This window comes from Pseudomonas sp. Q1-7, from assembly GCF_028010285.1.
GTDB lineage: Bacteria > Pseudomonadota > Gammaproteobacteria > Pseudomonadales > Pseudomonadaceae > Metapseudomonas.
On record NZ_CP116304.1, the window covers coordinates 625,409 to 650,967 of the forward strand.

16 protein-coding genes and 3 pseudogenes are annotated in these 25,559 nt (G+C 56.3%); 11 read left to right on the forward strand and 8 right to left on the reverse strand.

The window, feature by feature from the left end; all coding sequences use genetic code 11:
• Nucleotides 1-80: 80 nt before the first annotated feature.
• Together PJW05_RS02830 and PJW05_RS02835 are read right to left on the reverse strand one after the other, a co-directional pair.
• The gene (locus tag PJW05_RS02830) at nucleotides 81-437 is read right to left on the reverse strand and encodes a histone-like nucleoid-structuring protein, MvaT/MvaU family (protein ID WP_108240771.1); all 357 of its coding nucleotides are present in this window, start codon (nucleotides 435-437) and stop codon (nucleotides 81-83) included.
• A gap of 103 nt (nucleotides 438-540) precedes the next feature.
• Complete coding sequence (locus PJW05_RS02835) at nucleotides 541-774, reverse strand: DUF7740 domain-containing protein (protein WP_226923109.1); 234 nt, start codon at nucleotides 772-774, stop codon at nucleotides 541-543.
• Between the two features lie 178 nt (nucleotides 775-952).
• On the opposite strand from PJW05_RS02835, the gene PJW05_RS02840 reads away from it, so the two are divergent.
• Nucleotides 953-1,960, forward strand: a complete 1,008-nt coding sequence (locus PJW05_RS02840) for a hypothetical protein (protein WP_108240773.1) — start codon at nucleotides 953-955, stop codon at nucleotides 1,958-1,960.
• Nucleotides 1,961-2,102: 142 nt separating this feature from the next.
• On the opposite strand, the gene PJW05_RS02845 is transcribed toward PJW05_RS02840, so the two are convergent.
• A complete protein-coding gene (locus PJW05_RS02845) occupies nucleotides 2,103-8,804 on the reverse strand; it encodes a DUF3320 domain-containing protein (RefSeq protein WP_108240774.1) in 6,702 nt (2,233 codons plus the stop codon).
• 612 nt (nucleotides 8,805-9,416) lie between these two features.
• Here PJW05_RS02845 and dadA point away from each other — a divergent pair.
• Together dadA and PJW05_RS02855 are read left to right on the forward strand one after the other, a co-directional pair.
• On the forward strand, nucleotides 9,417-10,682 hold the full coding sequence (dadA, locus tag PJW05_RS02850; protein ID WP_108240775.1) for a D-amino acid dehydrogenase: 1,266 nt from the start codon (nucleotides 9,417-9,419) through the stop codon (nucleotides 10,680-10,682).
• Nucleotides 10,683-10,964: 282 nt separating this feature from the next.
• Complete coding sequence (locus PJW05_RS02855) at nucleotides 10,965-11,342, forward strand: RidA family protein (RefSeq protein ID WP_108240776.1); 378 nt, start codon at nucleotides 10,965-10,967, stop codon at nucleotides 11,340-11,342.
• A gap of 116 nt (nucleotides 11,343-11,458) precedes the next feature.
• Here the strand turns inward: PJW05_RS02855 and PJW05_RS02860 are convergent.
• Nucleotides 11,459-11,904 (reverse strand): annotated as a pseudogene (locus PJW05_RS02860) (transposase); the annotation flags it as partial.
• A gap of 86 nt (nucleotides 11,905-11,990) precedes the next feature.
• Entirely contained in the window at nucleotides 11,991-13,103 is a 1,113-nt protein-coding gene (locus PJW05_RS02865; RefSeq protein WP_108240777.1) for an oxidoreductase, read from the reverse strand.
• 124 nt (nucleotides 13,104-13,227) lie between these two features.
• Between PJW05_RS02865 and PJW05_RS02870 the strand changes: the two genes are divergently transcribed.
• On the forward strand, nucleotides 13,228-14,112 hold the full coding sequence (locus tag PJW05_RS02870) for a LysR family transcriptional regulator (protein WP_108240778.1): 885 nt from the start codon (nucleotides 13,228-13,230) through the stop codon (nucleotides 14,110-14,112).
• A 635-nt stretch (nucleotides 14,113-14,747) separates the two neighbouring features.
• Complete coding sequence (locus PJW05_RS02875) at nucleotides 14,748-15,662, forward strand: LysR substrate-binding domain-containing protein (RefSeq protein ID WP_226923104.1); 915 nt, start codon at nucleotides 14,748-14,750, stop codon at nucleotides 15,660-15,662.
• A 5-nt stretch (nucleotides 15,663-15,667) separates the two neighbouring features.
• Here the strand turns inward: PJW05_RS02875 and PJW05_RS02880 are convergent.
• Nucleotides 15,668-15,994 (reverse strand): annotated as a pseudogene (locus PJW05_RS02880) (integrase); the annotation flags it as partial.
• Between the two features lie 282 nt (nucleotides 15,995-16,276).
• Nucleotides 16,277-16,678: pseudogene (locus PJW05_RS02885) on the reverse strand (transposase); the annotation flags it as partial.
• Nucleotides 16,679-17,181: 503 nt separating this feature from the next.
• On the opposite strand from PJW05_RS02885, the gene PJW05_RS02890 reads away from it, so the two are divergent.
• A complete protein-coding gene (locus PJW05_RS02890; protein ID WP_108240780.1) occupies nucleotides 17,182-17,646 on the forward strand; it encodes a GNAT family N-acetyltransferase in 465 nt (154 codons plus the stop codon).
• Nucleotides 17,647-17,890: 244 nt separating this feature from the next.
• Here the strand turns inward: PJW05_RS02890 and PJW05_RS02895 are convergent, their stop codons facing one another.
• Entirely contained in the window at nucleotides 17,891-19,123 is a 1,233-nt protein-coding gene (locus PJW05_RS02895) for an aromatic ring-hydroxylating oxygenase subunit alpha (protein ID WP_108240781.1), read from the reverse strand.
• Nucleotides 19,124-19,526: 403 nt separating this feature from the next.
• Here PJW05_RS02895 and gbcB point away from each other — a divergent pair, with 403 nt between their 5' ends.
• The 5 genes from gbcB (at nucleotide 19,527) to PJW05_RS02920 (ending at nucleotide 25,538) form a co-directional block, all read left to right on the forward strand.
• Entirely contained in the window at nucleotides 19,527-20,627 is a 1,101-nt protein-coding gene (gbcB, locus tag PJW05_RS02900) for a glycine-betaine demethylase subunit GbcB (RefSeq protein WP_108240782.1), read from the forward strand.
• Between the two features lie 440 nt (nucleotides 20,628-21,067).
• The gene (locus PJW05_RS02905; RefSeq protein WP_108240783.1) at nucleotides 21,068-21,985 is read left to right on the forward strand and encodes a LysR family transcriptional regulator; all 918 of its coding nucleotides are present in this window, start codon (nucleotides 21,068-21,070) and stop codon (nucleotides 21,983-21,985) included.
• Nucleotides 21,986-22,543: 558 nt separating this feature from the next.
• Nucleotides 22,544-23,851, forward strand: a complete 1,308-nt coding sequence (locus tag PJW05_RS02910) for a spinster family MFS transporter (protein ID WP_108240784.1) — start codon at nucleotides 22,544-22,546, stop codon at nucleotides 23,849-23,851.
• A complete protein-coding gene (locus PJW05_RS02915) occupies nucleotides 23,848-24,198 on the forward strand; it encodes a hypothetical protein (protein ID WP_108240785.1) in 351 nt (116 codons plus the stop codon). The genes PJW05_RS02910 and PJW05_RS02915 overlap by 4 nt, the downstream gene beginning before the upstream one ends.
• Nucleotides 24,199-24,221: 23 nt before the next feature.
• Entirely contained in the window at nucleotides 24,222-25,538 is a 1,317-nt protein-coding gene (locus tag PJW05_RS02920) for an NAD(P)/FAD-dependent oxidoreductase (RefSeq protein WP_108240786.1), read from the forward strand.
• Nucleotides 25,539-25,559 lie beyond the last annotated feature (21 nt).

The window sequence follows — 25,559 nt, forward strand, 5'->3', positions numbered from 1 at the left end:
AGGGGCGAGTAGTACCCGATCACGTCAGGCAGAAGCTTCGTGATAGGGTTACTTGGAAGGCCCCACCAAGGTCGACGAGATCACTGGAGCCAGGACTTAACTGCCTCAGCGCCGTATTCGGCTTTCCAGGCGTTCAGAACCTTGTTGTTGCCACCTTTGGTCTCGACCACTTCGTTGGTGTGTGGATTCTTGTAGACCTTGACAGTGCGCTCGCGCCGTCGGCCTTTCTGAGCAGGCATTGGCGCTCGTGCACGACCTGGATCAAGGATATTGATTACCACCTTGAGCCCGAAGCCGTACTCATTCAGCAGTGCTCTGAGTTTGGTTTCGAACTCAATTTCGCGCTTGAGTTCTGCATCGTTCTTGAGGCTGTTCAGCGCGGCCAGTTGTTCCGCGAGCTGCGCTTCAAGACGTTTGAATTCCGCTAGTTTGCTCATCGTGTTCTCCGTGATGTCATGTAGGGCAGCCGTACGGTTTACCAATAGTGCTTGGTTACCATTGCGCTCGTCATTTATGAGGATAGCCTTATCCCCGACCTGCTCAGTCCAGGTTCTCCGCTATGTACCTGACAAGCTGGAGTGGCTCTGAGCTGTCGATGATCGAGAACATCAAATCTCGCTTGCTGCGGGGCAGGCGCTTGGCGCAGCGTTTGGCAGTGGCCTTGATGGCGCTATCCGAACAGTGAATCTGGGCAGCGAGCAACAGGGCGAGTGTGGCGTCCAATAAAGTCAAACTGCAGTGCCTTGTATCAGTAAGCACTCCAGTATTCGGCATTAAGTGAATGGGTTCAAGTCCGTCAGTTGGACCACAAAAGCAATCTCGTTTCACTATTCTGCCCACATGCCTCCCCGCGTCTACCGAACGTTTCGGTTGCCCAGTGATGGCGATATGATTCTGCTTCGGTTATTCGGACACGAGCGACTGATAGGGAATCGACAAGGGGGTCAAAATCATGGGCTGGAAGGGAACATTGCGCTCCATGCAGGCTGCATCTCGCCGAGCAGAACGGAATGCGCAGCGTAAGCAGAGAGAGTTGGAGAAGCGCGGCAAGGAATACGCCAAGATGGAGGCGCTTGAGCAGGCGGCTTACGAAGTGGAGGTCTACGACAACTACATCGAAGTCCTGCAGTCGGTCCACAAGGAATGCTCTGAGCAGGTCGATTGGGCTAGTTATCTGGCACGACCTGAACCACGAGAACCAGAGCGGGTTGCCTCTTCGGAAGTGGCGGCACAATCGCGCTTGGACAGCTACCAGCCTGGCTTCTTTGCGCGCTTGTTCGGCTTACAGCAGCGCCAGCTAGCGTCGCTGCGAAATGCCGTCGATAAGGGCCGTGCGGAAGACTCCGATCGCTTCAAGAAGGAGAGGGAGGCCTGGCACACCGAATACTCAGAATGGCAAACGGATTACGCATTGGCCCAGCGATTGTTGAGAGGGGAGGGCCAAGCCAAGTTGGATGCGATCGAACTGCTGAACCCGTTCGAAGACATTTCCATGCTGGGCACCTCAGTCAAATTTGTCATCCAGGAGGGCGGGCTGGTTGAGGTTTTCCTCAGTGTCCACGGGGATCGCGTCATCCCGGCAGAGAGCAAGAGCCTGCTGCAGAGTGGCAAGCTATCCACGAAGAAGCTCCCGGCGGGGAAATACAACGAGTTGCTGCAGGACTACGTCTGCAGTTGCGTATTGCGGGTTGGTCGAGAACTCCTGGCGATACTCACTGATGAGCTGGTCATCGTCACCGCTACCGACCGGCTCCTCAACACGTCCTCGGGGCATCTGGAAGAGTTGCCCTTGCTCAGTGTGGCGATCTCCCGGCGGACGATCGTGTCGCTCAATCTTGATGCGATTGACCCGTCGGACTCGATGAGGAATTTCGTTCACAACATGTCGTTCAAGAAGACCGCGGGATTCGCGCCGGTTAAGGCTCTTCAGGCGAAGGATTTTCTCACCGCGACACTTTAACGGCGAATCAGCACGCGGATTTCTCTAGTTGTGCTTAGCCGGCCTTCGCTGGTAAGCAAGGACCTTCTCCTGGGGCTTGGTCCCTGCAGTTTGGATACGCATGGCACTGAGGCGGCGGAGGGAACTCCCTCCGCCTCGATTCCTACAGAGCGGCGGCCTGGTTCACGTTGGCAATGACCTGTTCAAGTCGCTGCTTGCTCTGAGCAGAGACTTTCTGCAGCCCTATAGCACGTGCCATGGCGTAAAGCAGATTGTCGGCGAGTTCGCCTCGAGCCAAGACCTCACGCGCCAGAGCCTCAAGCTCTTTCTGGCTGATCTCATCCACGCCGCGCAGGCTGTCACTATCGGCCGCCTTTCGGAACGATACTGCGCTGTCATCTTCGAGATGGGATGGCCAATAGAAGTCGCCGACATCTTCTGCCGTCTTGCGGTGGGTCTGCTCCGCCAGTCGGCTGACGCGATCACGAATGCGGTTGCCGGTGCGTACCCAGCCATGCGCTCGCGCAATTCGCTGGGCCAGGATAACGTCGAGCACCGGGCCTTCGTGAACCACGACGTGAGCAATCATGGAGGTCAGGACGTTGTTGTAATGGTCCTCGAAGAACGCCTCTGGGTCGACGGTCTCAACCGCGGCAAGCGGGTCCACCTTACGGTACACAGCCGACTGCTGTTCGGGGACGGCAGTAGCCTCTGGCGTGAATGCCCTCGCGTACTGGCCGCTGACCTGTGGGGCGTCAGTCATACGGCCAACAGGTAAGGCAATTTCCTCCATCGGTTGCACGTCGTCGCTGGCGACTTCTACTGCTTCTTTCACCTCTTCAACCGGGTAGGTCAAATCGGCTTGCGCACTGGCTTGGCGGGCACGGCTTTCAGCCAGCAGCGTTTCCAGGCGTTCGTGAAGTTTTTCGGCGGTTCCGATGGGGTTGATCCACCAGTCGGTTGACCAAACGCGCAGAATCTCCCAGCCGAGGCCACGCAGCACCTGTTCGCGGAGCTTGTCGCGGTCTCGGGCAGTGGCGCTGCGATGGTAAGTGGCGCCGTCACATTCAACGCCCGCGAGGTAGCGGCCCGGAGCGTCCGGGTGAACCACGGCAAGGTCGATCCGAAACGCAGAGACGCCAATCTGCGTCGCGACATGCCAGCCCTTGCGACCCAACGCTTTGGCGACCTGTTCCTCGAAGGGGCTGTCGAAGCTCCCAAGGCTGTTAGCAGTTGCCTCGACGATTGCCCGCGGTCCGCGCTCGGCGAACTCGAGGAAGTGCTTCATGTCTCGCACGCCAATGGACTGGGTGCGGGCCAGATCGATGAGGTCCGGACTCATGGTGGAGAAAACCAGTAGCTCATGGCGAGCACGGGTAACCGCTACGTTCAAGCGACGTTCACCGCCTGGACGGTTCATCGGCCCGAAGCTCATCGTCATATGGCCTGCGGCATCTCGGCCATAGGTGATGGAGAAGTAGATGATGTCCCGCTCGTCGCCCTGGACGCTTTCCAGGTTCTTAACGAAGACCGGTTCCAACTGCGTGTCAGCGAAGTAGCTTTCGAGTGACGGGTCGTTGCGGCGCTCGGCATCGAGCAAGTCTTCAATGAGGCGTTGCTGTTCGCCGTTGAAAGTAACGACGCCGAAGGTCAGCTTGTTCTCCTTCACCTCGCGGGTGCGCAGGCGCGCCACGAGATGTGCCACAAGGGCTTTGGCTTCGCCCAGGTTGGTGCGCGAGCCACCCCTGTCGTAGACGCCTTGAACGAGGTTCAGGCTTACCGCGCGATCGGATGTGACCGGTGCCGGGAAGGTAACCAGATTGCCTTTGTAGTAACGATGGTTGGAGAAAGTGATCAGGCTCTCGTGCCGACTGCGGTAGTGCCAATTCAGGTCGAGGGTAGGCAGGTTGGCACTCAGGCACTCGTCCAGGATGCTCTCCAGATCCGGCTCGACATCATCGTCTTCGTTCGTCGTTTCGGCGCGGTCGAAGAAGGAGGTGGGCGGCATCTGTTTCGGGTCGCCAACCATGATCACCTGGCGCCCCCGTGCGATGGCGCCAATGGCATCCCACACGGGGATTTGCGAGGACTCGTCAAAGATGACCACGTCGAACACGGTCGATGTTGTCGACAAATACTGGGCGATGGACAGCGGACTCATCAGCATGCACGGCGTGAGCTTTGCCAAGGCTGCCGGAATGGTCGACATCAATTCGCGAAGTGGCTTGTGTCGGGTTTTCTTCGAAAGCTCGTGGCGCAGCACGCCCCACTCCGAGGCTTGAGTGACACTGTCGGGCGTCGGCAGGCCTGCACACAAACGGGCCCGCAGCAAATCTCGGGTGAGGGCAGTGAGCTTCTCATCGAGGGCGCGGAAATCCCGGATACGTTGCTCATGCTCGACGCTGACGAAGTTGCGAATAGTCGGCTCCTGATCGACCGTTGCGTTCAACCACCAGCGAGCGTAATTGGCTTGGAACACCTTCTTGATCGTGCCCTGAGCCAGGAGCCCATTCTCAAGAGCTTGAATGAGAGGCCGGAGTCCGAGGCCGGATGCCTCGTCACGGACTTTGCACCATGCGCTCCAATCATGCAGGTTGTGTTCAGCCTGAATGATGCCTTCACACTGCTGACGTTGCTCATCAAGGGACAGGCCGCCAACACGTTCGCTGCCGTCGTTGCTGAAGTGTCCCGTAGAGGCCAGCCGGTCCAAGCTGTTTTTGAGTTGGGCCACGGACGCCAGGTACTGCCGACCATATTGGTTCACCAGACCTTGTGACTCGAGGAGGGCGTTGCCATCACCCAGTAGCTGCGTCAGCGCCGACTTGAGTGAGGTGATTTCATCCGGAGTACGTGCCAACTGGGAGACGGCAGTAGCGATGTGTCCTTGGAAATTCACTGCGGCCAAAGCCACGTCGGTCTTGGTGTGTAAACCTGTCCAGAGCCCGGCGGCGAGGTCGCGTAGGTCAGCGAACTCCTTCAGCGTCCGCTCGTTGTTTGCCCGCTGTTCGAGCAGGTTGTGCTCTGCCCGCAGGGTCGGTCCACATTTGCCGGTGGCGATCAGTTCATGGTCTTGCTCGAGGCGGCCTTCCTCGACTATTGCACGACGTTCTTTCTGAAACGCAATCGCGGCAGCAAGGTTGGTTTTGCTTGTGCTGAGATCCTGCCACAGGCCAGCAGCGGCTGATTTCAGAGGCTCACCGTGGGCAGTAATCTTCCGATGAAGCACACGTTGTTCACGCATGGCGTCAAGCGTGCCTTTCAATGCGGAGCCGGCCGCGCCCTGAGCGATCAGTTCAAAACCTTCATCCTCCCAGCCACGGTTCTCCTTGGCTGCTTGAATGGCGACTTGGAGTGTTTTCACCTGGAGCAGTACGGCAGGATCCGAGTTCGCTCCTCGCCAGAATTCGGCGGTGTCGGAACCGAGTCCCAAGCCCTCTATGTGCTGACGCACGGTTCGAATCGAAACCAGATTCTGGAGGTCGACGGGGATGTTGGGTTCGGCGTTGCCGTCGATGAGCTGACTCAGTTGCTGCCTGATTCGTCGTTTCCCCAGCCAGGACTTAGGCCAAAACGACTGCTCGGCCCGGTCCCACTCTCCAAGCAAGGCGGCGACATCCAGATCTTCAATGCCAGGGGTGTAGGAAACCGATAGGCATTGGCGCAAGGCTGCAATTTCGTCAAACAGCTTGATTGCTTGCGACAGCACGACCATGTTCGACACCGCGAGTGGCTCCGGTAACGACTGCGTCAGCTGGGCGTGCTGTTCGAGTAGCTCCAAGCCATCCTGGCAGGCAGTGATTGTGGTTTGCGACCAAGGCGCGGGAAGCTTGCCGTTGATCTCGCGATGCACCTTAACCAGTTCACAGCCTTGTTGTAGGCGTTGCGCGATGAGGCGGGCATCTGGCCGAAGGACGAATCTCCAATCCTGGCCGGCCGCCTGGGGCAGGGTTGCGGCAAGCGTCGAGAGACCCTCGCGCGTCGTACGAGTGAGCTCGATATTGGGGAGGTTAGCCGCTTCGATGAAGTGCGCTGCGTCTTTCCCCATCGAATTGATTGCTGGGATAACGTCGCGCGCGGCCTGGATCACCTGTTGCTGCCAAGTTGGCGACCAGTCGTGCTGACTAATCGCGCCTAGGGGGTGTTCGGTAAGCTTGGAATACCCAACTGATTGCGCATTGACTTCCAGGCGATCCGTGAGCTCCAGCAGGCGATGCAACGCCTCACGGTCGTGCATCAGTGGTGTCGGCCATGACAACGAGACGACAGGCAAGTCTTGGCCGGCGATGGTGGCGCCGATCGCATCGTAGATGCTCAGCCCATTTGGATAACGGTGGTGCAGTCGATCGACGTAGACGTTAAGGCTCTTGCGCAGTGACTCAAGGCGCTCGGCTTCAGTTTTCCAGGTTTCTGCGTCCACCTCGCCACGAGCTTGCCAAGCGGCATTGAGTTGCGACAGCACATCCGTCTTGCTCGCCTTGTTGGAGTGGACTTCCAGGCAGAACTCGCCCAGGCCCACTTCCCGTAGGCGGCGGTACACGACATTGAGCGCCGCGATTTTCTCCGAGACGAAAAGCACGCGCTTATCCTCGGCGATGAACTGGGCGATCATGTTCACGATGGTTTGGCTCTTGCCAGTCCCCGGCGGACCGATCAGCACGAAGTCCTTCTGCTGTGAGGCAGCTAGCACCGCCGACAGCTGTGAAGAGTCATAGGGGAGGGGGCAGAACACCTGCTTCGGGCTGTACTCAGCGTCGAGTTTGTTGCTGGCGGGGAATGGGGTATTAGTGGCCGAGCTGTACGCATCGCGGGGCGTGTCCAGCAGATGACGCACTACGGGGTTATCCCGCAGGGCATCGGTGCGCTCGCTGAGATCCTTCCACATCAGGTATTTGGCGAAGGAGAACATTGAGAGGACAACGTCCTCACTCACTTCCCAGCCTTTGATGTCCTTCACCGCGTGCGCGACATTGCGCCAGATCGCGTCGATGTCCAGGCCCGATTCGTCCCGCGGCAACTCACCTTCCGCCACGCCAAGGTTCAGTTCGTAGTCCTGGCGCAGCATCTCAATGAGTGTCGGGTTAAAGCGTGGCTCGTCATCATGCAGGAGGATCGTAAAGCCCGAGCGCGCACTCTTACGCTCCAGGGTTACCGGAACCAGGATCAGCGGTGCACGATAGCGTTGGTTGTCACGGTCTTCCCGTGTCCACGAAAGGAATCCAAGGGCGAGGAACAGGGTGTTGGCACCCCCTTCCTGGAGGTTGGTTCTGGCGCCGCGGTACAACTCGATCAGGCGGCTGTCGAGTTCTGTTTGCGACAGGGCGATGAACACCTCGTTGCGCTTGAGCGCATCGAGGGCATGCTGTCGCCGGACGTTTTCGCGTTCGCGGGATTCGTAGAGCTCCTTGTCGCGCGGATCAGCACCATCCATCAGATCCGGCCGTGTCATCAGCTTGATTTGCTTGCCGGTGGCCAGCAGATCTTCGAGCGCACTGGGATTAGGCGCCTCGAGTTTCAGCGCTTTCTTGCCCGTCTTGAAGTTGAGCAGGTTGTTGCGCAGGGACAGGTCCAGCAGCTTGCGCTGCCAGCGGCCTAGGCGATCCTTGGGATCAAGGCTCGCGACATCGACTGTGTCCGCGACATCGCTCGGCAACGCCATCGGCGCTTCGATCTCGGGTGCAAGCGCTGCGGAGGCTTCTTCTTGAGCTGTACCGCTGCCAACTGCCTGGGCTTCCCCGCTGGCCATCGGCTTGATTCGCTGAAGGCGTGCCCGACGGATATCCAGCGCCATTTCGAACGTGGCTTCCTTACCTTCGGCAAGGTGTTCCGCACCGCGCTCGATGGCGTAGCGCAAACCCACGGATGGGCGCTGGGTGACAAGTGTGGTTTCGAACAGCACGAGTTCGTTGAGCTTCATGCGCTTCCGCAGCGCAGTGATATCGTCGACGACCGTTGTCGTGAACTCTTCGTTTTTTAGCCATAGGCCAACAAATGCGTGGCCACGGGTAAAGATGATCAGCGGATTAAGGCCTGCTTGCTCAAGCAGTGCACAGAACAGCATGGTGGTGTCGAAGCAGGTTGCAAGGCCGTGTTCAGCCAGGTGGCTGGGGCTGCGCACCTTCTGACCATCTCGCTCGAAACTTGCCGGCGGCAGGGCATAGTCCAGCCCCATGGACACCACCGTACTCCAGATGGCGGAAACGATTTCCCAGGCATGCTCGGAGCCACTGGAGTAACCGTCCAGAGCTGCATTTTTCCCATGCTTGCGCAGCAGTTCGGCCGCTTTCTTAAGCAGGGTCTCCACGGCTAGATCATTGGGCTGTACGAACGCAGCCGTTAACTCCGGAAGGTGGGCCAGTCCTCCCCACTGATTCCGCGGCAGCACCTCCAGCGGGAGATCAGTCTGAGCAATGACTTCGCGGCGCGCCTCGGGGGATTCCCCTCTACAGGTCAGAACGAAGTTGAGTGTCGAGTGCTCGGCCTCGGTCAGTTTGGCGAGCATGCTCCCATCAACGGCTAGATCGAGCCCCGGGATTTGCCGAAAAACCTCCGCGCTGAGCTCAGAGATGTGCCAGGTCTTCGGCTTGAATACGGCCGGATCGGAAGACAGCGTAAGTTCGAGATCGCTGTACTTTGTCGCGGTCTCGTTGATGACTCGCAGCTCACGGATCAGCGGGACAGCATTCTGGTAATCAGCGAGGTTGAGCTTGGCAACGACGGTGGCTTGGATCTTAACGGCTTTGACTGGCACCGGCTCGGTCGATTCGTCGGGCGATTTGTCCTCGGCAATCAGGGGCTCGGACGTGGTCGGAACCATCTCAATGCTGAGCAGACCGGTGCTGCCTTTTTCAACTGCGTCGTCGCTCATCTGAGCCTCCCTGCTGTCTTGGTTGTTGCGTGGAGTCAGCCTTTGCCAAGCCAAATTCACTGGGGTCGATTTTCAATGCGTTCCTGTGACAACGCTGTCGGTGATTCCGCTCATTTGGCCGTGAACATATAAGCTAGCTGGCGGATCATTAGAGTGCTTGACCGTAGGTCAAGCGTGTAGGTATGGAAATCCTGCTGCTGCCCCTGGGGCTATTGCACAACAAGAATGGCCGTTCCGGCCTGATGGTACCTGCTTGCTGGGGTAAATGGCCATGTGCCACACAGGGCGGGCATTTCCGCTTTACCGTCGCGCGTTAGCGCGTAATCACTCTACGCCAGCGCCATGATCTCTGCGGCTCAGCTGGCCCGAAGCCTGGCTCGCCAAGCAATTCTGCGATAGCTCTTGCTTGTCTCGGCAAAATTCACCACAAAAACCTCAAAATCGCAGTGTAATTTCATGGTTAATGCCGCGAGAATCATCAAATTAGCGCGCTCTTCACCCGAACAATCGGTGTTAAACAGTGAATTTCACTGCTGGCGGGTACCTATACTGCGCTCCCTGATAATCAATAAAAGATCCGTCGGCTTCGCCGAGGACAAAGGGGTGAAAGCTATGCGTGTTCTGGTGCTCGGCAGCGGTGTAGTCGGTACGACAAGTGCGTACTACCTGGCTCGTGCAGGTTTCGAGGTAGTCGTAATCGATCGTCAGAATGGCCCTGCTGAAGAGACCAGTTTCGGAAATGCCGGTCAGGTTTCCCCCGGATACGCTTCACCGTGGGCGGCGCCCGGTGTGCCGCTGAAAGCCATGAAATGGATGGTCCAGCAGCATGCGCCGTTGGCGATCAAGCTGACCTCCAATATGGATCAGTACATTTGGATGACCCAGATGCTGCTGAACTGCACTGCTGCGCGCTACGCCGTGAACAAGGAGCGCATGGTCCGCCTGTCCGAGTACAGCCGGGACTGCCTCGATGAACTCCGCACTGAAACCGGCATCGCCTACGAAGGCCGCCAGCTCGGCACCACTCAACTGTTCCGCACCCAGGCCCAGGTTGACGCTGCCGTCAAGGACACCGCCGTGCTCGAAGCTTCGGGCGTGCCCTACGAGCTGCTCGACCGCGATGGCATCGCCCGTGTGGAACCCGCGCTGGCCAACGTCAAACACAAGCTGGCGGGTGCGTTGCGCCTACCCAACGACCAGACCGGCGACTGCCAGATGTTCACTACCCGCCTCGCCGAGATGGCAGTGCAGCTGGGTGTGGAATTCCGCTTCGGTCGGAACATCGAGCGCCTGGACTTCGCCGGCGACCAAATTACCGGCGTATGGGTCGATGGGAAGCTCGAGAAAGCTGATCGCTATGTCCTGGCCCTTGGCAGCTACAGCCCGCAGATGTTGGCGCCGTTGGGGCTCAAGGTGCCAATCTATCCGCTTAAAGGTTACTCCCTGACGGTACCAATCATCGATCCGGCCATGTCACCGACCTCGACCATCCTCGACGAGACCTACAAGGTTGCCATTACCCGTTTCGATAACCGCATTCGCGTAGGAGGCATGGCCGAGATCGCTGGTTTCGACCTGTCGCTGAACCCGGCCCGTCGCGACACCTTGGAAATGGTCACCGCTGACCTCTATCCGAAGGGTGGCGATCTTAGTCAGGCAACCTTCTGGACAGGGCTGCGTCCCGCGACTCCGGATGGCACGCCGATTGTGGGCGCCACGCCTTACCGAAACCTGTATCTCAATACCGGGCATGGCACCCTCGGCTGGACCATGTCCTGCGGGTCCGGCCGCGTCCTCGCTGACGTGATGTCGGCGAAGAAGGCTCAAATCAGCATCGCTGGGCTCGACATTTCTCGCTACGACACTACGAGTGCCTAGCTCATTCACTGCACGCTAAAGGGCCCACGTCCGTTCACGAGGCCTTGAAGGGCTCAGCGCCGGGAAAGTGCCGGACAGCTTGCGCGACGTGCTGCTAACTCTCATCGAGAAGGCAGAGGCCCCAAGGCACAGATTCCGTCATTTTGGGCGGCACAGAAATTTGCCTGATTCTCGATGCCGACAAATTGCCGTTGCCCGGTTCGACTTCCCGTGGGTTCAGCGGTGAAGTGCGCATCGGGTGATGGTTTCTGGTTAACAACCCGCAATTAAAGGTGCATCACGATGAAAAAGATTGAAAGCGTCGAAGCTCCCGCAGCCATCGGTCCATACTCGCAGGCGATTGCCCATGGAGGCTTCCTCTTCATCTCCGGGCAACTCCCGTTGGACCCTGCTACCGGTGCCATCGCTGGTGACGACGCTGCGCAGCAAATCCACCAGTGTCTGACCAATCTGCGCGCCATTGCGGAAGCTGCTGGAACCAGCATCACCAGGACGGTTAAGACCACCGTGCTGCTTACTGATCTCAGTGAGTTTGCTGCTGTGAACGAGGTTTATAGCGGGTTCTTCGCAGATCCATATCCTGCGCGTGCTTGCTATCAAGTGTCCGCCATTCCGAAGGGCGCGCGTGTAGAAGTTGAAGCAGTAGTTGCTCTGGATTGAGTCCCATCTGAAACGGGGCGGAATGGTACGAATGCATGTCACCGGCCCGCCCTTAGAAGGGAAAGCACCTGATGCTACTGCCTCAAGATGTGAGTCGCCCCGGGTTGGGAATACCTAGTGGGCGCATAAATTAGCGTCACATCAACGATGGCGCCTTGGCGCAGCGACAGACCGCGATCACTCAGGTAGCCATTAATCACGGCCAGAATCCTTACGGCCAGTTCGTGCTTCTCCAGCAAACGACGGAAGTTGAGGATGACAATCTCGTCGGGAATGCGCTGCAGGCTCAGCCCGGAAAACTGGCGCAAGAGGGGCTTCTCGTACAGCGCTTCCTCCATCGCCAGATCGCTGTGGCCGAACCAGTTCTGCATCAGATGCTCGCGCAGCATCGCCATCAGCAAATATGCCGGACGACCACCTTCGCCCTTCGGGTAACGCGGCTTGATCGGGGCGATCAAGCCCTACCACGGCACCACCTGATCCATTTCGATCAGAAACAACTCCTTGCGGGTCTGCTTGCCTTGCCGGCGTACTCGGCGTCGGCAAAGGGCATCTGCTTCATGAGGCAAGGGGATCGGCGTATTGCACCAGAGACGGGAAGTCTTCATCAGGGTTTCCCCAAGGTGCCTTACATGGCCGAAAACTGGATCAGTGAGCCTGACTCGGCGCTACCTCACTCGCTTTGATGTTGGCTATTGGGCCCAGGATTGTCGGGTCGAAATCGGCAATTGGGTGATTCTCTGCGAGGCGATTCGGAAAGTCAGGGTTTGCCAAGGCCGCCTTTCCGAGGGCGATGATGTCTGCGCCATCTCTTAGAGCGCGTTCGGCGTGCTGGATGTCGTGCAATCCGCCATTGGCGATCACGGAAACACTTGGAGCGTATCGGCGCGCCAAAGTTACCAGACTGGTATCTCCCTGCCTGAATGCTGGCTTCCACGCTTCAAACTCGGTGACATGGATGAAATTGACACCTGCGTCGGCCAGCGAGCCGAAAATTACTTCTGCGGCCGCTTCTCCCTCCGCCCATTTGTGCTCGTAGTCGTTGACCTTGCTCTGCGAAATCCGAACACCTACAGGAACGCTCTCTGCCACAGCTCTCACGGCCTTGATCACCTCAAGTGTCAGGGCAATTCGATTTTGCACATTACCCCCCCAGCGGTCGCTACGTTGGTTGGTGTAGTCAGTGATGAATTGATCGAGCAGATAGCCGTTCGCGCCGTGTATCTCGATACCGTCGAATCCCGAGGTGTTTATGGCCAGTTGCGCGGTATGAGCGAACCCTGCGATGGCGTCAGCGATGTCTTCATCCGTCATTGCTTTCGGTATCGGGTACTCGCCCTGGCCGTAGTAGAAATTCATTTGTGTTCCCTTGGGGCGAATCGTCGATGGCGCGGCAGAATTGCCCAGAAAGCGATTCCCTTGGCTTAGCGCTCCTGCATGCATGATCTGCGCGAACACTGCGCCCTGATGGCTGTGAATCAGGTCAGTGATTGCTCGCCACGCTGTGGCTTGCGCTTGATCGGTGATGCCGGGCTGGAAAGGATAGCCCTGAGAGAATTTTTGGTCCGTGTAGATGCCTTCTGTGATGACCAGCCCGAAGCCACCTTTGGCGAAGCGCTCGTAGTAGCGGGCCATTTCCGTCGTGGCGCTCCCACTTTCCGTAGCACTGACACGGGTCATCGGGGCGACGGCTAGCCTGTTACTCAATTGGACGCCGCCAATATCGTATCGAGTTAGAATCTGGAGGGGGGATGTCTTCATGCTCTGATGTCCTGGTCCCGAAGGGGGCTGATTTTCAGGAATGAGCGAGGAAGATAAGCCCTTGCTGGGCGAGCCAGAAGACGGTGAGATGGATAAGCCGCTTTAACCGAATGAGATATAAAGCATGCAAATCCCTGAGGTGGAGGTATTTTCCGCGATAGCTGCCAGCGGCAGTCTTTCCGGCGCGGCGCGACGGCTGGGGTTGTCTCCCATGACAGTTTCACGGCGGTTGGCTTCTCTGGAGCGAGAGCTGGGTGTGCGCCTTGTTCACCGGACCACCCGCTCGGTGTCGCTCACATCAGAGGGGGAAGTGTTCCTCCCCTATGCGAATACGATTCTGGAGGCTGAAGAGTCGGCCAGGACAATGCTGAAGGCTAATGCAGGAACGGCTAGCGGTGTATTGCGAGTCACGGCGCCAACGGTGTTTGGTCAGGCTGTGATCATGCCTCTGATTCCCTCGTTGCTGGCCGATAATCCGGCGCTGGAAGTAGACCTGACGCTGTCGGATAGCATCGTCGATATTGTTGGCATGGGGATTGACTTGGCCATTCGGATCGCGACTCTGCAGGATTCAGAATTAGTAGCTCGCCCCTTGGCACCCAATCCGCGCGTGCTTTGTGCCAGTCCCGACTATCTGGCCCGCCATGGTAGGCCGAGCACGCTCGACGAGCTTAAGACGCACCAGTGCATCGCTCTGCACGGTATGCCTTGTTGGTCATTTGTGCAGCGAGGAGAGGTTGTCGCTATCCGAGCAGAGGGGGCCTTTTCCGCAAATAGTGTCGAAGCGGTTCGCGCAGCCAGCAAGAACGGCTTGGGGCTGGCGATGCTGACCTACTGGGATATCCGCAACGAGTTGAGCGACGGCAGCCTGGTTCAGGTTGAGTTAGATGATGCTGTTTCCGAACAGCTTTCTATCACTGCTGTATTACCCACGCGCCGGCAGATACCTTACCGAGTACAAGCTTTTTTGGAGCGTCTCGAAGTTGCTCTAGATCGCCAGGCGCAGTGAACGGTTTTTACTTCTGTGCCAATACGTCCGCTTCGACTGCGGATTCAGCCGGTCGGCCATCGATCTCGCGGCTTCGGGGTTCACAATGCAAGTGCAAAGCTACCGACCACCTCCCCCCACCGCGGGGATTGATCCCGGCATTGTTGAGCAGGATGTCGATGCCGCTGAAGACTACGACCGCGCGAACGATGACACCGCTTCATCGTATCCTTCACCCGCCGATTGCCCGCCAGTTGGCCAGCGTGGGCACCAGACTCGCGGGCTTTATCGGTCATGGCCTAAGCCGGCAGAGTTGATGACTGAGAGCATCAGGCGCGCAGCTTCTGCGATGAAAAGCCGGACCAGGGACCGACCGGCGCCTCCAGAAATGACGGCAACTTTGTTGTTGAACCTCATGGCTTCGCTTTGCTACCTCTGGGGGGATTTGAGGTCAATGATCGATAGTCCGCGAACCGATGGCGAACGAGTTTTCGCGGCCTTCACTTAGCTTTTGGTGAAGTGGGTTCCGGTCGCGTTCACCGAAATATTCACAAGTCCAGCCGGCTCCTATCATTTCCAGTTGCGCTTTGGTTAACTGCTTGAAGTGTCCGGCTCAGACGTACCCAATGACTAACCTCAGGCAGCTACTCCCGCCATTGAACGCACTGCGCACTTTCGAAGCGGCGGCTCGCCATGGCAGTTTCAAGATGGCGGCGGAGGAGCTCTGTGTGACTCAGGCGGCGGTCAGTCGCCAGATCCAAACGCTGGAAGACTTTTATGGCTTGAATTTGTTCCTGCGCAGCAACCGCAAGGTCCAGCTCACCAGCGACGGACATGCGTTGTACCTCGCGGCATCTTCCGCCTTGCATCACATTGCTACGGCGTCCCGCGAGCTGCTGCGACGCAACAGTCTGGATTACCTGGCCCTGACAACCACTACCGCTTTCGCTCAGCTATGGCTGATGCCGAGGCTGAAGCAACTGCGAGCCCTGCACCCTGAACTGCACTTGCATCTGATTAGCTGCGAGGAAAACCCCGACTATCAGGTGAGTTTCAGTGCTGCGGTGACTCTGGGACTCGAAGAGCATCCGCACTATGTGGCCGAGTACCTCTTCACTGAAGAGATATTCCCAGTCTGTACACCCGGTTTTCTCCAGCAGAACCCCCAGATCACCACCCTGGAAGGGCTGATGAGCGTCACGCTACTGAACCTCAGGGCCGACAATTGGAAAGCCAGGCTTTGCGTGCCCGTCGATTGGTCGTTCTGGCTGAAGCAGTTTGGCTTCGATGCTGCGATGTGTCGGGAGACGATGGATTTCAGCCATTTCTCCAAGCTGCTGGATGCGGTCCAGAAGGAGGTGGGTGTCGGCCTGGTCTGGCGTCATTTGGTCCAGCCGCAGTTGGACGCGGGCAAGCTGGTAAGGCCGTTCAGCGAGACTTATCTCGCCGAAGATCGAAAGCACTACTTTGTCTGTCGTCGCGATCTGGCCGAGTCGGTGGAAATGCAGGTGCTCCGCGATTGGTTGGTTGAACAGACTCAGGATTTGAGGGCGCGGTCCATTCGCGGTTAGGTCACGGCCTTACGCATCCACGCCTCCAGGGGCGTTCCGGTTTGCTCGGTGATTTCAGATTGTACTTGCCGCTGCGTGTTCTGCTGCATCGCGATGGCTCGTGACGACACATGTTTTCCATGGGCTATGTCCCGCACACGGAGCTTGGTTAGGTCACAGGCTCGCAGCTTGCTGTTGATAGCCAAATTGAAGAGCGCCAGATCGCGACTCCTCTCCGTGAGCTGAGGTCTTACTCGAATGGCCCAAATTTCTTTAAGCCGGAGCGGGGCTTTCTGCCCGACAAGATTTCTCTTGTTCCAGGGTTGATGGCTGCACGTAGCAATGATGTTCATGACCTGTCCTCCGCGTTGAGGGAGGGCAGGGGGCATTAGCTATGGTGCGCGGTCGCTAAGGAAACTCCGAACAAGCCAGCGCCAATCCGCCAATAGCCTGTTCAATGTGTTCTCAGTACAGCCGCAACGAGCCGATTCGTCCGGAAACCCGGTTTTGTCGGGGTTTCTGCGATTTACAGGCGCACCACTCCTGCATCAGCCAGTAACTGTCGGCGGGCCATCCACAGGTTCGAAAGGGCGAACAAGGTGACAAGTTGCGCAGTGTTCTTGGCCAGTCCTCGGAAGTCCGCGCTCACTCAGGTGGTCATTGATCACCGCCAGAATGCCCGCTGCCAGATCGTGCTGCTCCAGCAGGTGGCGGAAACTCATGATCGTCGTGTCTTCCGGGATACGGCCCTGGGTCAGCGACAGCTTGGCGAACTGACGCAACGAGGTGATCTCGTACAGCGCTTCCTCCATCGCCGGATCGCTGAGGGCGAACCAGTTTTGCAGCAGGTGGATGCGCAACATGGTGTCCAGCGGATACGGAGGACGGCCATTGCCAGCCTTGGGGTAGAACGGCTCGATCAGTGCCAACAGCCCGGCCCAGGGCACCACCCGTTCCATCTCCGCCAGAAAGCGCTCGCGCCGGGTCTGTTTGCGTTTGCCGGCGTACTCGGCATCGGAAAAGCTCATCTGGTTCATGCGGCAGGGCTCAGGTTCAGTGAGAACGCCATTTCAGCAGATCGCCCAGGACTCTTCCGGAGTTTCCCTAACTGGCGATTGACCCTGCCCTAGAGCCGCATGGACCTTTCTTGCTGCTATTTGGAAAAGAAGCACTTGGCGCATTTGGACCACGGTTATAGGGAAATTAGCAAAATTATCGATTTTACATAAACAATAATAAGAATCCTTATCGCGCATGCTCTTGCCGCTGACACCACCGCTGAATCTCTGGACGGTGCGTCGACAGTTGCTGGCGATGCGGGCCAGGTGCGTCCGTAACCGCTGAAGCCTGTGCAAAACCCTGGTTCTTGGTGAAGTCAGCCCCCGAAGATATAGGCTGATAAGCGATCAGGTCGCCATTCGGCTGCGCGTTGCTGACTTATTCGGAGTTTCCCTAACCGACCCGAAGTGGACATTGGCAACTTTGCATCTGTACCGCATGCTTAGCTGATGCGAAAGTTGATTGCTTTGGGAGACAAGCATTGCAGACTGTAAGAGCTATTCGCCGGGCTCATCAGGACGATGCCGAATGTATCGCCTCGCTGGTCAGCGAGGCAAACACACCCTACATCTCCAGAATTGGCAAAAGACCGGCCCCTATGCTTGATGACTATCGGCAGGTGGTAATTGATACCCCTACGTTCGTGCTGACAGAGCGTACGGATATCGTGGGGGTGATTGTAATGAGCCAGGAGAACACAGAACTGCTCCTTATCAATATCGCTGTGTTGCCTCGCTGCAAAGGCAAAGGTTTTGGGAAAATGCTGATGACGTTCTGTGAGAACTATGCGCTGCGTACTGGATGCGATGCTATACGGCTATACACTCATGAACTGATGAGTGAAAACATTGAAATCTACAAAAAACTTGGTTACCAAGAAACCCATAGAGCCGCAGAAAATGGGTTCGCTCGGGTGTTCATGCGCAAGGTGCTTCAGGTTCGGTGAACGGGGGGGGGGGCGGAACTGGATTATTTGCTGTGTCACGCTCGACAACGCCGTTTCCTGTTGAGCGAAATCGGTCGAGAGCATTGGTAGAAAATGGCGGCATACGTTATCGCGTGGGCCATTACCAGTGCTTCTAATCGTAGAGTCCGATGAGCAGTTCCCGCCAATCTCAAACGTGAAATTGATAAATTCGCAATTTCATCGAGTCTGAGAATGGCGAGCACCTGTTTATTTATTGGTAGACTTATTTGTTCAGGTAGCTTTGCACAGTATCAAGATACCAGTTCACAAAATCCACGACCTTTTTCTCATCGCTCGAGGAATAAGGGCCTGGAACATATCCTGCGCCTTGAACGCCGAGGAAGTTGTTTTCTGCCAGCCATTTGTCCTGATCGTTGGTGGCATTCCAGAGTGCCGTCAAGTGTGGAAGTTCGTAGTCCTGACCTTCGACTGCATCTTTATGGACAAGCCATTTCGCCTTTACATGTGTGATCCCAACACTGATTGGCCAGCTCTCAAAGGTAAAGGCATGGTCTCTCAGCGCGTGGCTGAATGCGCTTGGCTCCGTGGCCCAGCGAAGGGTTCCGATATTACCTTCGCCAGAAGGAATCAGCAGTTTGGAGCAACCGTATCTTCCGTCCAGGGTTAGGGAGTTAACTCCTTCTTTAATCGGGAAGCGTAAGATATCGAACCAAGCCCCCTCCGCAGGACCATTGATCAGCCCGTTGTTTTTGCAGACGTCCTCAAAGGTTTTCATCCACTCAGGCTGACCTTCGAAGTAATCGTCTTCAGTTGGGTCACGGAAGGAAGACAATAGTTCAGGATGCCTTGCACTGCAGTGATAGCACTCACGGCCATTCTCCATGACCAGCTTCCAGTTGGCATACTCAGGAAGAACAGCCGAATGAGCGATCTTGGCATTTTCCAGGTCATGAGGCGCCAGCATCGGCTCAATGTGCCTGCGGAACTCGGAAAAATCAGGTACATCGTCGGACAGCGCAATAAAAATGACGCCGGCCACCACTTCGCAGTGAACTGGAATCAATCCGTGCTGGCTCGAGTCAAAATCAGACGGCATATTCTTGGCAAAAATAAGATTGCCCGTCAGGTCATAGGTCCACTGGTGGTATGGGCACACCAGTCGCCGCGCTGATCCTTTTTCGCTTGTACAGATGATGGCGCCGCGGTGCCTGCACGAATTGAAGTACGAGCGAACCGAACTTTCCGACTCCCTGATTATCACGACGGAAGTTTTCGCCAACTGGACGGTTATGTAATCACCGACCTTTGGGATTTCGGCCAAATGACCTGCCTGCAGCCAGGAACGACCGAATACGGCTTTCATTTCAAAATCAAAAACTTCCTCAGAAGTGTAGAGCTCCTGAGGCAGGGTGTACCCCCGCTTGCACTGGCTATATATATCGGCCAATGCACAAAAATTGATGCCGCTTTTGTTGTTGTGGCTGCAGGCTGTCATTTATTTTTCCTCATCAATTATTCGTCAGTGGCGAGAGCCAGCGCGAGCGTTCAATATTTTTATGAGCCTAACCTTAAGCTGCTCGCAATGAGCGAGTCGGTTTTCGTCTTGCGCTCATGTTTTATAAGACAAATCAATCTCGGCACCAAACGAAAGTCAGGAATGACCAGTATTCCTTTTTTCATGGGCTCGACGAGGCATTCCGTCAGGGAATCGGCGCATGACAAAACATCCATTGCGATGATCGGGGCGCAAATTACTATTGGTCTTGTAGAGCAACCGCAATGGCTGGCACATCAGGCAAGAAATGGCAGGTGAGTGCTGCCGCATCTGCCTGGAAATTTTGTCCGTGTGTGAAAGTGCTGGTCACCATGAAAACAACAAAGAGCAGAGCGGAATAGAGATGAATACCTTCGCGCAATCCATCAATACGCAAACGTGGACCAATGGCCGTCACCTCGTTCGTTGCGTCAAGACGGTCCAGGAAACCTCGGACGTGCGCACATTCTGTTTCATGGCTGACCAGCCCATGGTGTTCTTCTTCAAGCCGGGGCAGTTCGTGACCCTGGAACTGGAGATCGACGGCCAGCCGATCATGCGCTCCTACACCATTTCCAGTTCGCCCTCGGTGCCTTACAGCTTCTCCCTGACCATCAAGCGCGTGCCGGGCGGCAAGGTGTCCAACTGGCTGCACGACAATCTCAAGGAAGGCGACGTACTGCCGGTGCACGGTCCGGTGGGCCGGTTCAATGCCATCGATTTCCCGGCGGACAAGGTGCTGTTCCTGTCCGGCGGCGTCGGCATCACCCCGGTGATGTCCATGGCGCGCTGGTTCTTCGACACCAATGGCGCCGTCGACATGGTGTTCGTGCATAGCGCGCGTACGCCGAAGGACATCATCTACCATCGCGAGCTGCGCCATATGGCCTCGCGCATCAACAACTTCAAGCTGCACCTGATCTGCGAGAAGTACGAGATCGGCGAGACCTGGTCCGGCTACCGCGGCTACCTCGGCCGGGCGATGCTCGACCTGATCGCCTCGGACTTCATGGAGCGCGAGGTCTTCTGCTGTGGTCCCACGCCCTACATGTCGGCGATCAAGCGACTGCTGGAAGCCGCCGGCTTCGACATGAAGCGCTACCACGAAGAGGCCTTCGGCCCGACCCCGCCGGAGGTCAGCGAGGAGGTGCGCGAACACGCCGCCGAGGCGGCCGAAGCCGCTGCCGAGGTGCCGGCCGGCGCGATGAACCTGGTGGAATTCACCGGCACCGGCAAGAGCATCCGGGTCGCTCCTGGCGAGACCGTGCACGCCGCCGCTGCCAAGCTCGGCCTGCACATTCCCAAGGCCTGCGGCATGGGCATCTGCGGCACCTGCAAGGTGATGAAGACCGCCGGCGACGTGGAGATGGAGCACAACGGCGGTATCACCGACGAAGACGTGGCCGAGGGCTACATCCTGTCCTGCTGTAGCATTCCCAAAGGCGACGTGGCCATCGACTACTGATGGTCCTCTGAAGACTTGCTTTAGGTGCTTCAGTTGCACTCAACCGGTGCCAAGAGGTTGAGCCCAATGCTGTTCGGTTACGTCTGAGCGGGTCGATTGGGGCCGACAATCCCTGCCAGAGCGGCAGTAGCCACCAGGCGTCATCAGAAGGTGGCGCTTCGGTCCCCTCCGGTAAGAAGGCCTAGGCTCGGAATCCTTCGGTGCAAAAAGACGAGGATCCCAAGCTCGAAACGAAGGCTCATTCAAAGCACACATGCAGGATATTTTCTCAAGCGCTGCCTCCACTTTCCTGCAACGTGAATCTCCTCGCATTCCTTCCTCAACAACGGTATACCGTCGCGTCCTGCGGCAAATTGCGCCATAAACGGTTTGAATGTACCCTGAAGTGCATAAGGTCTATAGCGCTTAACAAAAGCATTCGTTCAAGACGGTACTACTCCATGAGCTCGAAAAAGCTGCCACCCTTAAGCGCCATCGTGGCATTTGATGCAGTTGTACGGCTCGGAACTTTTACCAAGGCGGCAAGCGAGCTTCATTTAACGCAAAGCGCTATCAGTAAACAAATTAAGCGACTTGAGTTGAGTCTAGGTGCGCCTCTTTTTGAAAGAAAAGGGAATGAAGTTATTCTGACCAATAGTGGGTCTATTCTTTACAGGGCAGTCACCCAGAGTTTGCAGTGTATTAAAGAAGCAGTCCTGCAAATAGATGGTTCCTTGGTGCCCACTTTGTCAATAAGTGCCACTTCGGGGATAGCCAGCTATCTCGTAATACCGCTAATTTCACGTTTCAGGAAGCTTCACCCTAAAATCAATGTTCGAGTTATTGGGGCAGAGGACAGGTCAAGCATAGACTTTGCTGATGCGGATTTTGCAATTTTATACGGAGATGGCAATTGGAAGGATCTCAGAATTCATCGGATTGCTGAAGAAGAGATATTTCCGATCTGTACTTCCAGTTACAAGAAAGAACATAATATCGAACGCCTCTCAGATCTGGCCAACTGTGATCTGATAGAGCTTGAATCCAACGACCCAGCGACGATTTCCACTCGGCAATGGATGCGACAGGTTGGGTTTCAGGGGCAACACAGTGGTTCGATAATTAAAGTTTCAAGCTACGATTTAGCGATCAAGGCCGCGCTTGCCGGCGAAGGAGTCGCCCTGGCTTGGGCAGAAGCGCTCCCTGACGAGTTCAGAACAAATAAGTTATGCAGGGCGTGTGATGAGACTTACAAGACGGGGCACGGTCAGTACATCGCCTACCCTATGTCTCGGGATCTCTCTCCGATGGCAAAAACCTTATGGGACTGGGTGCTTGCCATTTCATCTGGACAGCCAGCCCAAGCTCACTCCTCCTGAATGCGATTAGCTTTCACCCTGCCTGGACTGGGGCCAGGGTACTTCTCATTCGCAATCGTCTTCTAGCTGCCTCCGTCGTTCGCCGGCTAGCGCTTGGACTGACGAGGCTAGGCGCCTTGCAGGCTATCTACAACTGTCCCGCTAGCTTATCTGGCATTAGAGACCACGAAGTAATGCCAGTCCGCTTCAGTGGGATCGGACGGGGCGTTTCAAACTGCGCACTGACTGCCATTTTTTCAAGCAAACGTCGGAGCAACCGCGGTCCAGTCGGTCGTGCATGCGCCCGCTGCATGCATGGCAGAAAGAAAATGCGCTTTTGCCCGCCTGGTGCAGGGCGTATTTTTAGAACCGCAACCGGACTACTTCGTCCATCCCTTCAAACAAAAACAAGTCCGAGGGAACGCCATGACTGCTCAATACCACCCCATCAAAGCTCCATCCGACCGCCATAAACGATCTGGGTAATTCCGGCGTTTCTACTGCTACCCCTTCCACCCCAAAAACAATAAAGAAGCTGGCGGAACCGCCGAGTGCGCCCATCAGCAACTGGAGGTTAAGATGTCAGTGCAGTCGACTAGCATTGGTGGTTCGTTGTCACCAACCACTTCTTCCGTAGTAGCAAGTTCCGGCGCCTGGACCACGCTACTTATTCTCATGGCGGTATACGCAATTAATATTGCGGACCGCTATGTTCTTTCGACGCTGATTGAGCCGATTAAGCATGAGTTTCAGCTCAGTGACGCATCTGTTGGATTTCTGACCGGTGTTGCGCTGGCAATCTTCTATGTGAGCGCCGGGCTGCCGCTGGGCGCATTGGCGGATAAGACCAACCGCAAGCGCATGATCGGAACTGCGGTGGCGGTATGGTCCGCCATGACAATATTGTGTGGCTTGAGCACGGGCTTCTGGCAGTTACTGCTTGCCCGCATTGGCGTCGGTATTGGCGAGGCCGGTGGCACCCCTCCTAGCCATTCCATTGTTGCAGACAAGTTCCGTCCAAAATTGCGAGCCTTCGCCCTCTCGGTATACGGGATTGGTGCAAGTGTGGGGGCTTGGTTCGGCGCATCGGGTGCGGGGTATCTGAACGATGCATATGGCTGGAGAACTACCCTGATTGTGTTCGGGCTTTGCGGATTGCCATTCGCCCTCTTGGTGTGGCTGTGCATCCGAGAGCCCAAACGCGTCCATGACGATGTGCATGGCAAGTCCAGTGAAAATGCAGCGTTCAAAGATACTGTCAAATATGTCCTCCAGCACAAAGCTTTGTTTCATCTGATAGCCGGCGCAACCGTCATTACCTTCTGGGGCTGGGGCATTCTGTGGTGGACAACTTCATTCCTCGTGCGCACCTACTCACTTTCTGTGGGTGAGGCTGGCGCAATTCTTGGTCCGATTCACGGTATTGCCGGCACAGCAATGATGCTGATTACCGTATTCGTGATGCTTCAGTTGAGAAATAAAGAGATGTCCAATCAGTCAGGCTTCATTGCTTGGACTACGCTGCTTGGTACTGCATTCTCAATTGCACTGTTCGCCACCACTAATTTGGATGTTGCCCATATTCTGCTGTGGCTCTTTATTCCGATTACTTATATCTACATCGGTCCCTCGATTGGCATATTGCAAAACCTTTTCCCTGCAGGTATGCGTGCCAAAGGTTCGGCAATTCTACTGTTCACGGCCAATATCGCTAACCTTGCAATTGCGCCGCAACTTATTGGCTTGCTGTCAGACTTTGTTGCGCCCCGTATCAGTAATCCAGACGAGTCACTTCGATATGTACTGCTTGGCTGTGCCTTCACTGGTCTCTGGGCTACTTATCACTACTGGGCTTGCGCTCGACATATGAAAAGTGAAGCACGATGACTAATGAAATTGTCCCGCTGAGCGTTAAAGAGTCGCAGGTCGTCCTAAGTCAGCGCCCACTTTCCGGAGGTTCGGCGGTGGAAATGGGCTGGAGCATCCCGGAATCGGATGAAGGGCCTCTCCTGGCAGGGTTTGCCAAATGGGATGGTGATAACTCCCCCTATAAAACGCTGAATTATGACGAGGTCCTGTTGGTACTGGAGGGGACTTTCGGATTCCAGGTTGAAGACGGAGAGCGCTTCGAAGGTGGGCCCAATACGACTTTGCGTATTCCGAAGTATACCCGCGTGAAGTACTTCGGATCGAACGCGAAAGTCTTCTTTGTCATCACGCCTCCATGCGAGTGAACGAAATTATGGAAGCACAGCAAATGGACATCAAACTTAGACCTCACGATGACCATACCAATGGCTGGTCAGCCATTCTTCCACCACGTCGCCCGCATGCGACCTTGCGCCAACTCATAAATGCCGACTGGCTGATCATTGGGGCTGGCTATGCAGGGCTTGCTGCTGCTAGGCGCTTGGCTCACAACCGGCCGGACGACAAGATTGTCGTGCTTGAAGCCGGTGAAGCAGGGGACAACGCTTCTGGCCGGAACTCCGGCTTCGCAATTGATGTCCCCCACAATGTTGGGAGCTCCACGGCAGAACTGGAAAAGGCCGCTAACTATAAGCGGCTGATGAAAGCAGGTATCGCCTACCTAGACGGTATCGTTAACGAGCACCAGATCAAGTGCGATTGGAGCGTAAAGGGTAAGTACCACTGTGCTGCTGCTCCACACCTGGCTGATACCTTGCTTAAGCAGCATGCGCATGAGCTTGAAACGCTAGGTGAACCCTACGAATGGCTGGAGCAAGCACAGCTTAGAGCGCGTCTGGGAACCTCTTTCTTCCATGCTGGAATTTATACACCAGGGTGCATACTCCTGAATCCATCAGCATTGACCAGGGGGCTGGCTGACTCCTTGCCTCAGAACGTTTTGATATTCGAAAACAGTGCTGTGACAAATTTGGAGTACGGAAAGCTTATATTGGCAAGTACTGCGCATGGTTCTGTCAGTGCGCGTAAGCTGATTTTGGCAAACAATGGGAGCGCGTCCCAGTTACCTGGGTTCGAGCGGCAGATGTTCAATGTTGCGTCCTATGGCAGTCTGACTCGCCCATTGACGCCGGAGCAGCGTTCTCGCCTCGGCGACATTGAGGAGTGGGGGGTGACGCCTGCGAATGCAGTTAGTGGCGCGACGATGCGATACACGCAGGACCATCGCATCTTGATACGTCAGCAATTCGATTTCACGCCGAACCTGCAGGTCACTGAATCTGTTCGATCTCGCGTCCGAGAGCAGCACAGGGACGTGTTTCTTGCGCGATTCCCCGAACTCTACGATGTATCGATGGATCACTTCTGGATGGGCTTTTTCAGCATCACCCGGAATGGTGCGCCGTGTTGGGGGAAAATCGACAAAAACGTATACGCCGCGGTCGGCTGTAACGGTGTAGGTATTGCGAAGCAAACAATCGCAGGTTTGACGCTTGCTGATCTTGCTTGCGGCGTGGAAAACAGCTTGATTGACGATATGCTGGAGTTGGGAAAACCAGAAAAATTGCCTCCAAGGCCGTTCTTGGATATTGGTGTGAAGGCTTACCTGGCGAAGGAGCGCTGGGTTGGGAGGCAGGAGTACTAACAGTAGGAGTCCGTGGGGCGG

Coding starts and splice junctions, on each gene's coding strand:
- PJW05_RS02830 (WP_108240771.1), bottom strand. CDS start 437: ATGAGCAAACTAGCGGAATTCAAACGTCTTGAAGCGCAGCTCGCGGAA.
- PJW05_RS02835 (WP_226923109.1), bottom strand. CDS start 774: ATGCCGAATACTGGAGTGCTTACTGATACAAGGCACTGCAGTTTGACT.
- PJW05_RS02840 (WP_108240773.1), top strand. CDS start 953: ATGGGCTGGAAGGGAACATTGCGCTCCATGCAGGCTGCATCTCGCCGA.
- PJW05_RS02845 (WP_108240774.1), bottom strand. CDS start 8,804: ATGAGCGACGACGCAGTTGAAAAAGGCAGCACCGGTCTGCTCAGCATT.
- dadA (WP_108240775.1), top strand. CDS start 9,417: ATGCGTGTTCTGGTGCTCGGCAGCGGTGTAGTCGGTACGACAAGTGCG.
- PJW05_RS02855 (WP_108240776.1), top strand. CDS start 10,965: ATGAAAAAGATTGAAAGCGTCGAAGCTCCCGCAGCCATCGGTCCATAC.
- PJW05_RS02865 (WP_108240777.1), bottom strand. CDS start 13,103: ATGAAGACATCCCCCCTCCAGATTCTAACTCGATACGATATTGGCGGC.
- PJW05_RS02870 (WP_108240778.1), top strand. CDS start 13,228: ATGCAAATCCCTGAGGTGGAGGTATTTTCCGCGATAGCTGCCAGCGGC.
- PJW05_RS02895 (WP_108240781.1), bottom strand. CDS start 19,123: ATGACAGCCTGCAGCCACAACAACAAAAGCGGCATCAATTTTTGTGCA.
- gbcB (WP_108240782.1), top strand. CDS start 19,527: ATGAATACCTTCGCGCAATCCATCAATACGCAAACGTGGACCAATGGC.
- PJW05_RS02905 (WP_108240783.1), top strand. CDS start 21,068: ATGAGCTCGAAAAAGCTGCCACCCTTAAGCGCCATCGTGGCATTTGAT.
- PJW05_RS02910 (WP_108240784.1), top strand. CDS start 22,544: ATGTCAGTGCAGTCGACTAGCATTGGTGGTTCGTTGTCACCAACCACT.
- PJW05_RS02915 (WP_108240785.1), top strand. CDS start 23,848: ATGACTAATGAAATTGTCCCGCTGAGCGTTAAAGAGTCGCAGGTCGTC.
- PJW05_RS02920 (WP_108240786.1), top strand. CDS start 24,222: ATGGACATCAAACTTAGACCTCACGATGACCATACCAATGGCTGGTCA.